General features: G+C 64.1%; 13 protein-coding genes. 9 read left to right on the plus strand and 4 right to left on the minus strand.

The genetic code is table 11. The features are described 5' to 3' along the window. Positions 1-4 precede the first annotated feature (4 nt). Together H6G99_RS11095 and H6G99_RS11100 are read left to right on the plus strand one after the other, a co-directional pair. Positions 5-265, plus strand: a complete 261-nt coding sequence (locus H6G99_RS11095; protein ID WP_353617231.1) for a type II toxin-antitoxin system Phd/YefM family antitoxin — start codon at positions 5-7, stop codon at positions 263-265. Next, a complete protein-coding gene (locus tag H6G99_RS11100; RefSeq protein WP_190611559.1) occupies positions 262-660 on the plus strand; it encodes a type II toxin-antitoxin system VapC family toxin in 399 nt (132 codons plus the stop codon). The genes H6G99_RS11095 and H6G99_RS11100 overlap by 4 nt, the downstream gene beginning before the upstream one ends. A 47-nt stretch (positions 661-707) precedes the next feature. Here H6G99_RS11100 and H6G99_RS11105 read toward each other — a convergent pair whose 3' ends face one another. Further along, complete coding sequence (locus H6G99_RS11105; protein ID WP_190611560.1) at positions 708-1,268, minus strand: hypothetical protein; 561 nt, start codon at positions 1,266-1,268, stop codon at positions 708-710. A 70-nt stretch (positions 1,269-1,338) separates the two neighbouring features. Continuing rightward, entirely contained in the window at positions 1,339-2,145 is an 807-nt protein-coding gene (locus H6G99_RS11110) for a M20/M25/M40 family metallo-hydrolase (protein WP_190611561.1), read from the minus strand. Between the two features lie 103 nt (positions 2,146-2,248). Here H6G99_RS11110 and H6G99_RS11115 point away from each other — a divergent pair, with 103 nt between their 5' ends. From H6G99_RS11115 to H6G99_RS11140, 6 genes are all read left to right on the plus strand, one after another. Beyond that, on the plus strand, positions 2,249-2,926 hold the full coding sequence (locus tag H6G99_RS11115; protein ID WP_190611562.1) for a MerR family transcriptional regulator: 678 nt from the start codon (positions 2,249-2,251) through the stop codon (positions 2,924-2,926). 33 nt (positions 2,927-2,959) lie between these two features. Continuing rightward, a complete protein-coding gene (locus H6G99_RS11120; protein WP_190611563.1) occupies positions 2,960-4,216 on the plus strand; it encodes a vWA domain-containing protein in 1,257 nt (418 codons plus the stop codon). Continuing rightward, entirely contained in the window at positions 4,203-4,835 is a 633-nt protein-coding gene (locus H6G99_RS11125; protein WP_190611564.1) for a metallophosphoesterase family protein, read from the plus strand. The genes H6G99_RS11120 and H6G99_RS11125 overlap by 14 nt, the downstream gene beginning before the upstream one ends. Before the next feature lie 122 nt (positions 4,836-4,957). Continuing rightward, the gene (locus H6G99_RS11130) at positions 4,958-5,968 is read left to right on the plus strand and encodes a PDDEXK family nuclease (protein WP_190611565.1); all 1,011 of its coding nucleotides are present in this window, start codon (positions 4,958-4,960) and stop codon (positions 5,966-5,968) included. Between the two features lie 20 nt (positions 5,969-5,988). Continuing rightward, the gene (locus H6G99_RS11135) at positions 5,989-9,516 is read left to right on the plus strand and encodes a TM0106 family RecB-like putative nuclease (RefSeq protein ID WP_190611566.1); all 3,528 of its coding nucleotides are present in this window, start codon (positions 5,989-5,991) and stop codon (positions 9,514-9,516) included. Positions 9,517-9,620: 104 nt separating this feature from the next. Continuing rightward, the gene (locus tag H6G99_RS11140; RefSeq protein ID WP_190611567.1) at positions 9,621-10,028 is read left to right on the plus strand and encodes a hypothetical protein; all 408 of its coding nucleotides are present in this window, start codon (positions 9,621-9,623) and stop codon (positions 10,026-10,028) included. Between the two features lie 177 nt (positions 10,029-10,205). On the opposite strand, the gene H6G99_RS11145 is transcribed toward H6G99_RS11140, so the two are convergent. Further along, positions 10,206-10,832: a hypothetical protein gene (locus H6G99_RS11145; protein ID WP_190611568.1), complete on the minus strand. Its 627-nt coding sequence runs from the start codon at positions 10,830-10,832 to the stop codon at positions 10,206-10,208. A 360-nt stretch (positions 10,833-11,192) separates the two neighbouring features. Between H6G99_RS11145 and H6G99_RS11150 the strand changes: the two genes are divergently transcribed. Then, complete coding sequence (locus H6G99_RS11150; protein WP_190611569.1) at positions 11,193-12,359, plus strand: gamma-glutamylcyclotransferase family protein; 1,167 nt, start codon at positions 11,193-11,195, stop codon at positions 12,357-12,359. On the opposite strand, the gene H6G99_RS11155 is transcribed toward H6G99_RS11150, so the two are convergent. Beyond that, entirely contained in the window at positions 12,296-13,396 is a 1,101-nt protein-coding gene (locus H6G99_RS11155) for a hypothetical protein (protein ID WP_190611570.1), read from the minus strand. The two genes, H6G99_RS11150 and H6G99_RS11155, sit on opposite strands and share 64 nt — an antisense overlap. Between the last annotated feature and the right edge of the window lie 60 nt (positions 13,397-13,456).

The following is a 13,456-nucleotide window of genomic DNA, read 5'->3' on the forward strand; positions in this document are numbered from 1 at the left end:
TCTGGTGAATGTGCACCAGGCCAAAACCCAGCTCTCGCGGTTGATCGATGACGCCCACGCCGGTGAGACCATCGTGCTGGCCAAGGCCGGCAAGCCCTGGGCACGGTTGATGCCCCTGGAGGCACCGGCTCCCCAGCGGCTCCCCGGTCGTCTGCGCCACCTGGGTCCCCTCAGCCGGCCCGACGCCCTGCTGGAGCCCATGGCGCCCGATCAGCTCGCCGACTGGGAAGCCAGCCCCGTGGTTCCGGCGTCAGCTCTGCCGTGAGCAGCACCTCCGCCTACCTGCTCGACAGCCATGCCCTGCTGTGGTGGTGGTTCGATCCGGAGCGGCTTTCGGGTGCCGTCTTGGACCTTCTGGTGGATCCCACCAGCCGGATCCTGCTGAGTGCCGCTTCGGTCTGGGAACTCAGCCTCAAGCACCATCAGGGCAAGCTGCCCGAGCTGGCCGCGGCCCTGGCGGATCTCCCCGGCCTGCTCCAGGCCGATGGCTTCCAGGCGCTGCCGATCTCCCTGGCCCATGGCCTGAGGGCCGGCGGCTACAGCCAGCCCCACCGCGATCCCTTTGACCGGATACTGGCGGCCCAGGCCGAGCTGGAGCGGCTGGTGCTGCTCACCGCTGATCCGCAGATGTCCTCCTTCCCATGCCAGACGTTCTGGTGAGAAGCGGGGCCGGCCAGAAGAAGCCAGCCAGAAAAGGCCAGCCGCCGTTACAGCCCCTCCAGCAGGGGGCGCAGCGCCTCGGCCGGTCCGCTCTCGGGCTCAAACAGGGGGCCGTCGCCCTCGATGACCTGGCCGCTGTGCAGGCAGATCCGGAAAAGGGCGTCGCCCATGGAGTCCACCACGATGCAGTGGCGGGCCCGCTCGCTGACGATCGGCAGGAACCCGGCGAGCCACTCCATGGTGCCTCTGATCCGGCGGGCGTCCCGTTCGTTGTCGTCGTCGAAGCCGCCACAGGCCAGGCGCAGGAACAGGCTGCCCCAGGGCTCGCGGCGCTGGTAGTAGAAGGCGTGGCTGTTGAGGCCATGGCCCCAGAAGCCCACGCAGAAGGTGCCGAGGGGAGCGGCGCTCAGGAAGGCATCGATCGTGCTCTGCAGCAGGTAAAGCGGCTCCGTGCCCCGGGCCGTGCCGAACAGGGTCTGCCCCTGCCAGTGCAGCGGCCGATCGGGAGGCAGCAGGCTGAGGGGGAAGGGCCCACCGATCCGCTCGGCGTAGAAGGTCAGAAGGCTGTCGAGCGTTGGCTCCATCGGCGGGTCTGCGGCGGGATCCATCCTCCCCAGCTCGTCTGGATCGAGGCGATTTTCCCTGCGAAGGACCAGAGATGACGAGGCGCTGCTGGTGTCACAGAGCCCCCAGCCCCGCCTTCAGCCCCTCGGTGACGGCCGCCAGGAACGGCAGATCCAGCGTGTCGATCGTGTCGCTCATCTGGTGGTAATGCGGGTTGCGCATGAATGAGGTGTCGGTCACCATCACGGCGTCGTAGCCCGCATCCCAGAACGGGCTGTGGTCGCTGAGGCGCACGTCGGGAATCGCCCGGCCGGCATCGGGCACCGGCAGCACTTTGGTGATGACGTGCTTCCCCATCCGGTTGGCCAGGCCAGGCAGCATGGCGCCGGCACCAAGGTTGCCCACCACGGCGATGAAATCGCCCCGATTGCCGTAGAGCGCCCGCATCGCCGGGTGGGGATAGCTCTGGGTGGCGGCGGTGTAGGCGAGCATCTCCAGGCTCACCATCAGCTTGAGCTTTTGGCCACTGGCCTTGAGTTCAGAAGCCAAGGCCGTGCTGCCGAGCATGCCCCATTCCTCCTGGTCGAAGGCCACGATCCACACCGGCCGCCGGGGCGGCTGGCCCTTCCAGTGCACCGCCAGCTCGATCAGGGCCGCCAGGCCGGAGGCGTTGTCGTCGGCGCCGATCGAGTGCAGGGGGCCGTCGTAGTGGGCCGCCACCAGCAGGGGGGCGAGCTCCGGATGCTGGCCGGGGAGCTTGAGGATCAGGTTGGTGCCCGCATCGATCCCCTCACGGAAGTGGTGCTCCTGCACCGGCCCCAGGGCGCCCAGCTGTTCGATCAGGTAGGCGCGCACCGCCATCAGGCCCATGGGATCCCAGCGGACATGGCGGGGCCGGGCCAGATGCTGCAGGTGTTCCAACAGGGGCGCGGGGTCGGGAGTGGGGTGTTCGATGGTGGCTGGCCAGGAGGGGCTCGAAGCCTAACCGCTTGACACCTGCACTGCAAGTGTGGATAATTAGGGAATGGTCAAGGTCTTCGCCCCAGCTGACGCTCTTTTCGGCCTCGAGGAGCTCCTCCTCGTCGCCGGCAAGCTGCTGGACGAGGAGATCTCGCCGCGCACCGTGCGTCTCTATGCCACCCAGGGGTTGATCGATCGCCCCGGCAAGGAGGGGCGCAGTGCGGTGTACGGCCACCGGCACCTGTTGCAACTGGTGCTTGTGCGCGCCCTGGCCCGGCGCGGCCTCAGTCTCTCCGCCATTGCTCCCTTCTGCGTTCTGGCCGACGCCGATCTGGAGCAACAGCTGGAGCAGCTCGATGGGGAGGGGGCGGCGGCCACCGTTCCCTCCGCCTCCACGACCAACGAGGCCCTTCAGTACCTGCGGGATCTGCCGTCCACGGTCGACGACGGCGGTGACCCGCCCGATGGCTCTCCGTCCTTCGCACGAAAAGCCGCGGCCATGGGCTCCGTCCTTGGGATGCTCAACAAACCCCTGTCCTCCCGCTCCCGTTCCGACCGCACCCCCTCCGGATCCCGCTCCAGCGACAACGGCAGCCGCTGGCTGCGTTTCACCCTCGCCCCCGGCATTGAGGTGCACGTCCGCGACTCCGTTCTGCCTCCTCCCGCCGGCCCCCGGCGCCAGCAATGGCTCCAGCACCTCCTGGACCGCCTCAACGCCCTGCTCGACGACGGCTCCCGCTGAACCATTCCCCCCGTCCCACCGCTACCCCCCACCATGACCCGTCCCACCCTTCGCTTCCGGCCCCTGCGGCCGGCGGTGGCCTCCGATCGCCCGTCGACTCTGGATCTGCTGCTCACGATCACCCCGCCGCCGCTGGCCGCCGCAGCCAGCCTTCGCGAGCGGCCGCCGCTCAACCTGGCCCTGGTGATCGACCGCTCCGGCTCGATGGGCGGCACCAAGCTCAGCTACGCCCGCAAGGCCGCCCGCTTCCTGGCCGGCGAGCTCACCGGCCGCGATCGCCTCGCCATCGTCAGCTTCGACGATGAGGTGCAGATCGTTGAGCCCTCGCGGCCCGTGGCCGATCCCCAGCCCTTCATCGCCGCGATCAACACGATCCACAGCGGCGGCTGCACGGCCCTCTTCGATGGCTGGCGAGCCGGGGCCACCCAGGTGGCCGAACACCTCAATCCCGGTGCGATGAACCGGGTGCTGCTGCTGTCCGACGGCCAGGCCAACGAGGGCCTCACCAACCAGGAGCAGATCGCCGCCAAGGTGGCGGGCCTGACCCAGCGGGGCATCAGCACCAGTGCCTTCGGCCTGGGGGATGACTTCGACGAAGACCTGATGGGGGCCATGGCCGCCGCGGGCGACGGCACCCTGGCCCACATCGAAACCCCCAGCCAGCTGGCCGACCTCTACGCCTCCGAGCTCCAGGGGCTTACCAGCACCTTCGGGCGGCGGGTGAGCCTCGGGGTGCGCGGCAAACATGGCGCCGAGGTGGTGGATCTGCTCAACGACCTCACGCCCACCGATGCCGGCAACCACCAACTTCCCAACCTGCGCGCCGGCCAGGAGCTCAACGTGGGCCTGCGGCTGGAGCTTCCCGCCTGGATCCCGAATCAGGAGATCCTCAGCGTGCGGCTGGCCTGGGAGGCTCCCGGCAGCGGCGACCGCCAGAGCCTGATCGAGCACCTGCAGTTGCCGGTGATGGAAAGCGAGGAGCTCAAGCAGCTGGAGCCCGATGACGCGGTGGCCGAACAGCTGGCGCTGCTGCGGGCCAACCGGGAACGCCGGCAAGTGATCGCCGATCTGGATCGAGGGGATGTCATCAGCGCCAGCGCCAGCCTGGGCAAGCTGTTCGGCGACCTGTCGGCGATGCCTGCCACCCCGAGGCTCACTCGGGAGCTCGACCTGCTCAGCGAAAAGCTGGCCCTGCTCAAGAGCGATCCCAAGCGCAGCCGCAAGCGCCTGCGCAACGAATCGCAGCGCTCCAGCCTCAATGTGTGGGAGAGCGACGATGAACAGACCTGATGTGGTGGCGATCGGGGATGTGCACGGCTGCGCCTCCCTGCTGGAGCAGGAACTCACCCCGCACTTTGATTCAGGCGCCGAGCTGATCTTCCTGGGGGACCTGATCGATCGGGCCCCGGAGCCCGATGGTGATCGGAAGGTGCTCGAGCGGGTGTGGCAGCTGCAGGAGAACCCCGGCGCCTACGGGCTGGCGGCGGTGACGGTGCTGCGGGGCAACCACGAGCAGATGCTGCTGAAGGCGATGGCACCGAGAGCGCCGGATGAGGACGTGGAGTTGTGGCTGTGCAACGGCGCCAACCCCGACCTCCTGCCCCTGGCCCGCGAACGCCAGGCCTGGTTCGAGCAGCTGCCGTACACGGCAATCCGCGGCCGCTATCTGTTCGTGCACGCGGGCGTGCGCCCCGACATCCGCCTGGAGCACCAGGCCACAGACGATCTGATCTGGATCCGGCGGCCGTTTCTGAGCCGGCCCCATGGGTTGCCGTACACCGTGGTGCATGGGCATACGTTTCGCCATGACTTCAAGGTGACGCGGCTGCCGCATCGGATCGGGATTGATACCGGGGCTTATCTGAGTGGGGTGTTGACGTGTCTGGCTCTGAACCCAGACTCTGAATGACATTTATGATATAGTAATAATGAGCCCGATGAATTGGCGGCCTCAGTCTCAAAGCTTCTCTGAATCAAGTAAAATCCATATTTCTCAAGGCAAATTCTAGTCCAACTTTTTCTTCGTTCTCCATGACCGTTGATCTCAGTCTGATCACAAAAGTTCTCTACATCAAGCTTGGCAACAAAGGCGATCGAGAGTCGGATTGCATTGCGAAGAACCTTTGCTATATTGGGTTTTGCTCGTCGGACCCAGATTGCTTTCAGCTGATACTAGAAGCTCTGCGACCCAGTAACAATGAGACCAAGAAAGAGGCTTGGAAGAGGGTAAGGCAATTCCATAAAGATAGAGTGTCGGGGACTCCCCAAAAGTGCGAATCGGAAGCGACTAAGCAAGTAAACCAATTGAGAGAATTTTTTGAATCTGGAGAGAAAACACTTTGGGTGACTTTTCACGCGCGCAAGCTCTACTACGCAGTTCTTGATCCCGCTATTCAGCCGAGACGATCTGAGGAAGATGGCGGTAGTTATCGCTCAGTGGTCGACCAGTGGCGCTGTGTCGATATCGAAGGCAACGAGCTGTTGGAAGATAAGCTTTCTGGCCGAATAACTCAAACGAAGTCTTTTCGGGGCACTTCTTGTGCCGTCAAGGATGATGTAATGGATTATCTTAAAAGGAAGATCGGTTGTCAGCCGCACTCCTATCGGCTCGTGATTGACAACGCAATGGCGGCCCTTCAAAATGGTCTCTCCTCCGCCATCAAATCTCTTACGCCTGGCGACTTTGAGCTCCTTGTCGAACTCATCTTTTCGCGAACGCTTCGACGGATCAGCACAACTGGAAAGGTTCTGGAGTTCATTGATATTGCTTTTGAGAATCCCTTGAACGGAGACTTGGTAAGCGTTCAGGTTAAAGCGAGAACCAATCCAAGGGAGTTTAAGCGATACATGCAATCTGCTGATCGTGGTGTCTATGATGCCTTTTATTGGGTCTTCCATTCTTCTGGAAGTACTACCTTGGATGATTTTTATCGTGAGCTTGAGCCTGACGATTCCACTACCACCATTCTTGACATATCTAGAATTGCCTCCATGGCAATTGAGGCAGGCCTTGTCTCCTGGGTCATCGACAAAGCTGGCTGATCTAATCACATCTCGCGTTTATGACCTCTCGCCTGATCACCCCCAGCCAACTCGCCCTCTTCAGCCGCAGCCCGCGGATCGGCGCCTGGTGGGAGGAGCTCAAAGCAAGGGGTCTGTTCACGGGCGAGCAGCCACCCCCCTCTTCCCTTGATGAGCAACTGTTCGCCGATGGCCTGCGTCTTGAGCAGGTGTTGCTCAACCAACTGGAAGCCGAGGGCTATCGCATCGCCCGCCTCTCCGGCCAGCAGCGTGAGGCCGATTACGCCGCCACCAGTGCCGCCATGGCAGAGGGCTTCGACTTCATCCACCAGGCCTCACTGAACAACGGCGAGATCCGCGGCTCGGCCGATGTCCTGCGCAGGATTCCCCAGCCCTCCGATCTGGGCGACTGGAGCTACATCCCGATCGAATGCAAGCTGGCCAGCAAGCCTCGCACCACCTTCCTGGTGCAGGCCTGCGCCTACGGCGAACTGCTCACCCCCCTGCTGGGGCACCGTCCCGATCGCTTCGAGTTGTTTCTCGGTGGTGGTCGCTTCCAGTCTTTCGACACCGATCGTTTCTGGGCCTGGTACCAACAGCTCAGGGCCCGCTACCGCGATTTCCGCGCTGCCTTCGATCCCGCCTCACCACCGGAGGATGAACCCGGTGATCACGGCAGCTGGGGCGCCTTCATCGAGGAGCGCCTAGCCGCCGAGCGGGATCTGGTGCTGGTGGCCAACCTGCGCCAGAGCCAGCGCCTCAAGCTCAAGGCCGCCGGCATCCACACGATCGAGCAACTCAGTGCTCTGGCTCCAGGCACCACCATTCCTGGCCTGGCCCACGAGGCGCTCCATGAACTGCAGCAGCAGGCCGAACTGCAGCTCACCCCCGCCGATGCCGCCGGCAGACCGGCCTATCGGGTGCGGCCCTTGCGGCCGGGCAAGGGTCTGTCCGCCCTGCCCGCTGCCGACGCGGGCGACATCTGGTTTGACATGGAAGGGGTGCACGATGCCGTCGCCGCCAGGAAGCTTGAGTACCTCTTTGGCGCCTGCTATCGCGATGAACCCGGCGGCTCGCCCCAGTTCAAGGCCTGGTGGGCCCACTCTCCACTGCAGGAAAAGAAGGCCTTCGAAGGATGGGTTGATTGGGTGGAGGACCGCCGTCGTCAGTTCCCTGGCCTGCGCATCTACCACTACGCCAGCTACGAAAAGACGGCCATGCGCCGGCTGGCCCAGCAGCACTCCACCCGGGAGGCGGTGATCGATGAATGGCTGCGCTCAGGGCTGCTGGTGGATCTGCTGCCGGTGGTCACCAACGCGATTGTGCTGGGCGAGGAGAGCTACTCGATCAAGAAGGTGGAGCACCTCTACATGGAGGCCCGCTCGGCCGACGTCACCAATGCCGGGGATTCGGTGGTGGCCTACACCAACTGGCAGGCATCGGGTGAACCTCCCCTGCCGGGCCCAGCCCCTGAGGCCAGCCCGCAGCTGCAGGCGATCGAGGACTACAACCGGGAGGACTGCGAATCCACCGTTTACCTGCATGACTGGCTGCTCCAGCTGCGCTCCGACCAGGGCCTGCCCGAGCAACCCCTCCAGCTGGAAGACCCAGAAAGGCCCGAGAAAGAACCCTGGCCCCTGGAGGCCCTCGCTGCAGAGCTGATCGCCGAGCTGCCGGAAACGCTCCAGAGCGATCCCGCCGCCGATGCACCAGAAGCAGTGCTTCAGGAGCAAGAGCAACACGGGCCCCGAGGCTTGAGCTGGCGGGTGCAGCGGCTGTTGGCCCAGTTGCTCCCCTTTCACCACCGGGAAGCCAAGGTGGCCTGGTGGGCGTACTTCGATCGCAAGCAGAAAGCGCTGGAGTCCCCAGGGGATCTGGAGAGCGACGGCGAGGCCATCGAAGGGGCCGTATGGGAATCGATGGAGAGCCGCACCAGCGCCCGCACCGGCGCCGACTACCACAGCTTCCGCTTTGATCCCAGCCAACCGCTCAAGTTGCGCGCCCAACCGGGGCAAAGCGGACTCAATCTCGAGATCCCGGAAGCAGGGCTGCAACTGGGGGTGGACGCACTTGATGCGGAGCAGGGTCTGGTGACGCTCAAATTTCCCTGGAGCAAGCGGGACCGACGTCTGGCCGAGGGGCTCAGTGCAGACCTGCCCCGCACGCCGGTGGCTCTGATCAAGGTGCCCGCCGACATCACTGAAAGTCTGCGCGCGCGTCTCGATGAACAAGCCCAGGGCTGGGTCCATGAGCAACATCCCCTGCCCGAGCCGATCCGTCACCTGCTGGAGCGTGAACCTGTGGCCGAGTTGGTGGCGCTCAACGCGCTCGTCCGCGCCGAGCCCTCGGCGGTGGTGGAGCAGCTGGCCTCCTTCCTTGAGGCCAGCAGCGGCAAAACCCTTGCCCTGCAAGGCCCGCCCGGCACCGGCAAGACCACGGTCACGGCCCAGGTGATCGCCGAACTGGTGCGCCGTGGCCAGCGCGTCGCGATCAGCTCCAACAGCCATGCGGCCATCAACAACCTGCTGCTCAAGACCCAGGCCGTCATCAGCGAGCAAGGCCTGGCCCGGGCGGTGGTCAAGTGCAGGAGTGACAACGACGACCCAGCCCTGGTGGGCACCCCGATTGCTCTGGTGAAGCCCGACCAGCTCACAGAAGCCATGGCCGTGGTGGGCGGCACCACCTTCATCCTCTGCCGACCAGAAGTGGCAGGCGCCTTTGACCTGCTGGTGGTGGATGAGGCGGGCCAGGTCTCCCTGGCCAATCTGCTGGTGATGGCCCGCTGCGCCCGTTCGATCCTGCTGGTGGGCGACCAGCAGCAACTGGCCCAGCCCTCCCAGGCCGATCACCCTGGGGACAGTGGTGATTCCTGCCTCGAGTACCTGATGCAGGACGCCCATGTCGTCCCTGCCGATCGGGGCGTGTTCCTGGCCACCAGCTGGCGTATGGAGCCCTCACTCACCGCCATGGTCTCGGAGCTGTTCTATGACGGCCGCCTCCAGGCCAGCCCCGCCAACGTCATCAACCGCATCGACTGGCGGGAGCCCTTCACCGCCAGCCATGGCGGGGTCCTGCCCGGCCAGGGGTTGGTGTTCGAGGCGGTGGAGCACTCCGGCCGCAGTGTCAGCTCAGAGGAGGAGATCGAGCGCATCGCCCAGCTGGTGGAGATGCTGCTGGGCTCCAGCTACCACCATGCCTCCGGCAGCGGCGAACGCAGCGGGGTGTTGACCCCTGACGACATCCTGGTGACCGCTCCCTACAACGTGCAGGTGAACCATCTGCAGCACCGGCTGGGTCATCGTGCGCGGGTCGGAACGGTGGACAAGTTCCAGGGCCAGGAGGCACCGGTGGCCATCCACTCCCTCACCGCCAGCGATGGTGATGCCGCCCCCCGAGGCCTGGGTTTTCTGCTGGAACCCAACCGACTGAATGTGGCGATCAGCCGTGCCCATTGTCTCTCGATCGTGGTGGGCTCGCCCGGCCTGGTGAGCGGGATCGCCAGCACGGTGGCGGAAGCGGAGCAGATCAATCGGTTGTGCCGCTTGGTCCAAGCTTCGATGGAAGGATGATCTCAGAGATTTCTGCTGAACTGAAAGGAATGCCCTTCTCCATCCATTGAGGAACAGCCGATTCTGATCCATTGTGTCTCTGACGTGACCCCTCGGAGGGACCTATGTCGTTCAACGTCAAGTCTTGGTTGGTCGATGCGGTGGTCGATTCTGTACTGGCCAAGCCATCCGGCTCACGCAACGGAATCACTGGATTCAGGCGCGCATCGCTGGACCGCGTACGCAATGAGCGCATCCTGAGGGTTGGTACGCTCCATGGGCATCACTTCTTGCTTGCCGCTGAGATTGACCCGATTGCGACGCACGTGATGGACCTGAAGCGTCTTGATGAGTATGTCGAGCACGAGATCCTCAAACACTCGAATGACAAGGACTCCTATTCCATAGAAGCTGCTCGCGCCCACGTACAGGAATGCGTCGAGAAAGGGCGCATCGTCGTCGCCCTCCGGAATGCGCGTGCCTTCACCGGAGGGTTCAAGAGCAATGGGCGCAACCTGGTCTGGTATGAGTAAGATCAGTGATCTTGAAGCCCAACCCAACAGCCCAAGACCTCACACCCCATGTCCGCCTGACATCCATCGGCCCGGATCGCCCTCACCGCCAGCGATCGCGACGCCGCTCCCCGGTCCTGGCGACGGGGATCACCAGCACAGTGGCGGAAGCGGAGCCGAACAATCGGTTGTGCCGGATCAGGCAGGAAAGCCTTCGTGGTAGCGGCCAGTGGATTGGTAGCGAATCCGCTGATTCATGGAGTCCATACTGAAGTCAAACAATTCACCGTCGTTGAGATCGATGAACTGACCGGCAAGGAAGATGCCCTGTTCGATCTTCTCTATCAGCTGGCCATAGTCGATTCTGTAGAGGTGAGCGTGGTTCCCATAGGAGTCCTTGATGGCCGCAAACAACTCTGAAAGGTTCTCGCTGAATTCCTCATCGAATACCTCCGCGGAGGACATGCCCTCCGGCAGGTTGTAGGCCGTGGGGCGCAGCAAGGGAATCCCGTCCGGCACCACGACGTCCTCCTCCGGTGCATAGACCATCGGGCAGTTGCCATGGGTTTCGAGCATCCACTCCAGAAGCCTGTCCAGGCCCTCCGCATCAGCGGTCATCAGCGCCACGTCACCGTCCGCGTCCGGCTGGCTCTTCACCCAGTCGATCGCTTCGATGGCGGCCAGGCCCTGGCCACCGTCCATCCAGGGCAGGAGATCCTGCAGGGAACAACCCTGGAATCCCTCCTCCACGAGGCTGTCGATGCTGCGGGTGCTGGTGATGAGCTGATCGAGCCACCGCTGGGCCACTGGAGGGAGATCGGTCATGGGGCGGCCGGGGGCGAGGGGCCGTGGATTCTAACCTGCGTTTACAGTTGCAGTGGTACTGCCGCCTTCTCCGACGGTGAGGGTCGGGCCTTGCGTGGGTCCTCTGCTCGGATACCAATCAGAATCTGTCGTAAGCCTTGCTCCATACATGCCAACACCTTGGGCATGAGCGACTCCGGCCTCCAGAGTTTTTCTGCAGCGATGATGCTTCCCTCCCAGCTGGCCCATGAAGCACGCGGAATGGTGGCTACTGGCGCATCTCCCGCGGCATAAGGGCGTCACGCAGGACCCACGGCAGTCCATCCACACCTGATCAACACCGGACCTGATTTCCTTGGAGAGTCCTTCGCCTTCGAAACCATGGGTCCCTTTGAGTACGGGTTCTTCATCGAGTCCTGCAGCCTCAGCGGTATGCGCGGCAGGATCTGCCCGCCGGTAGACAAGGAGATCAGCTATGCCACCAAAGCCGTACGGGAGTTGCTGTTGGAATCGGGTCTCAGCCCCGACGCATCGGCCGATCTCCTGTTGCGTATTGCCGACCGTATCCACGCCTTGGAGCCTCAGCTGGCAGCAGATCTGAATGTGACGCGTGGAATTGCAGGTCTGCCGGGCGCGCCGCAAGCGCTCAATGCCCGATCCACAGCTGATCCACACCCCGCTGTTCAACCTGCTCCCCATCACCCTGTCTCCCCTCTCATGACCACCGCTTCCTTCGATGGCCATCTCGTCTTTGTCTACGGCTCCCTCAAGGCTCGCCACGCCAACCATGGCTACCTCGGCGGCGGAGCCTTCCTCGGCCGCCGGCTGCTGATCGGTGCCCACCTCCACAACCTTGGCGCTTACCCGATGGCCGTTCTGAATCAAGACAGCGAAGCCGTGCTCCATGGCGAGCTTTACCGAGTCGACACCGCCGGCCTGGCGCAGCTTGACCGTCTGGAGGGCTATCCCGGCTACTACAACCGCAGCCGCTGCCGTCTCAGCGACGGCACCGTGGCCTGGGTTTTCCACGGGCAGTCAGATCAGGTGTCGCAGGCCCCGCGTCTTTCTAACGGCGACTGGGCCACGACGCCTGTGCTGCACTACGGCTCCAACCTCGATCCCAGCCGGCTGGCACGGCGCTGCCCTGACTGGGACGGCCATGGCCTGGTGGTGGAGCTGGATGGCTGGAGCTGGGCCATCGACAAGCAGGCTCACGGCAGCACCATCCACGGGTATGCAGGGATCAGGCTCCGTCCCGACTCCTCAACCTGGGGCGTGGTGACCCACCTCAGTGGAAGCGACATCGAGGAACTTGATGTCTGCGAGGGGGTGAGCGGGGGGCACTACGTCAAGACGACGGTAACCGTGAAAAGCCGTTGCGGGGCGGCATTTGAGGTGCTCACCTACGTGCCCGGCGATTCCTTCCGCCGTTCCGGACTTGTGGCCGCTGCCGCCTATCGCAACCACATCCTCACGGGCCTGGATCACTGGGAACTGCCAGCCGCCTGGCGCAGCACGTTGGATGCATCCCTCAGCACTACCGCATAAGGGGGCTTGAGCCACCACAACACCTCACCCCGGGTACCGGTGCTGCGAGTGATCACCCTGCGGCCGGGATGATCGGCCAGCTCTGCACTGCTCACCCGTATCCATTGGGGCTGTGAGGCTTCCGGACGGATTAGCCGTTCGTCGTCCCACAGCAGAAAGCGGTCCTGCACCGTCGTGGCGAGCATGGGTGCAGGTGCCGCCTGGCCGAGCACCTGCGCCACACCGATCAGGATCTGGGCCTTGATATTCCCGCCTGCTTCCCTCAGGCGGCTGCCACGCCCGTGTTCACCGGGGAGCGCAACGGTGCTATCGACCAACAGCCAGCCCTCCTGCCGATACTCCTCCAAGTGGGCTTCCGCCAGCCACTCGCTCAGCTCCACCTTCATGGAATTGCGGACTCCCGAATGGATGCAGAGGGTGAGGCCCGTGGTGCCATGGCGCGCCTTGGGGTCGTACAGGAGATTGTGCAGATCAGAGGGACTGCCTTGGCTGAGGAGCAGCAGTTCCAGCAGGCTGGTGGTGGGATCCTGGATCAACACATCCAGGGGCGGCCTCTGACGGCACTCCGCTTGCTCAGCCCTGTGGCAATCGAGAATTTCCACCAGATCGTTCTCCGGGATCCTCCCAAGGTCTCGCCCCCTGCACACAGCAAGGAAGAGCCGAGCTCGGGTCAGATCGCCTTCGCCGGCAAGCACCACATTCAGCAGGGCTTCTGCGAGGACCCACTCTCGGTTGCGCATGGCCACATGGGCGAGCCGGTAGCGGAAGCGATCGAGCACAACTCGTGCCGCTGGGGTCAGACCGTGTCTGGATTCCATCGCCACCGCCGCCAGTTCATCCAGAGACCGGTGGCCGCAGAGGGAGCGGAGGACCTTCGCATCGATCAACTCGACCACCATCGCCTCCAGTTCCCGCTCCGCTTTGCGCCTCTTCTCCGGGCTCCCGGCATCGACCATGGCCGCCAGCACGGCCGACAGGTTCTGGGCATCCAACATGGCGGCGTTCACAAGGGGGACCGTGGCCCAATCGAGCAGCAAGCCTCCCAAGCGGGTTGCCAAGCCATGCCCTGTCAGGCAGACCTTTGCCGAGGGTAGAGG

This window comes from Synechococcus sp. FACHB-909 (assembly GCF_014698945.1).
In the GTDB taxonomy this organism is placed as follows: Bacteria; Cyanobacteriota; Cyanobacteriia; order PCC-6307; family Cyanobiaceae; genus Cyanobium.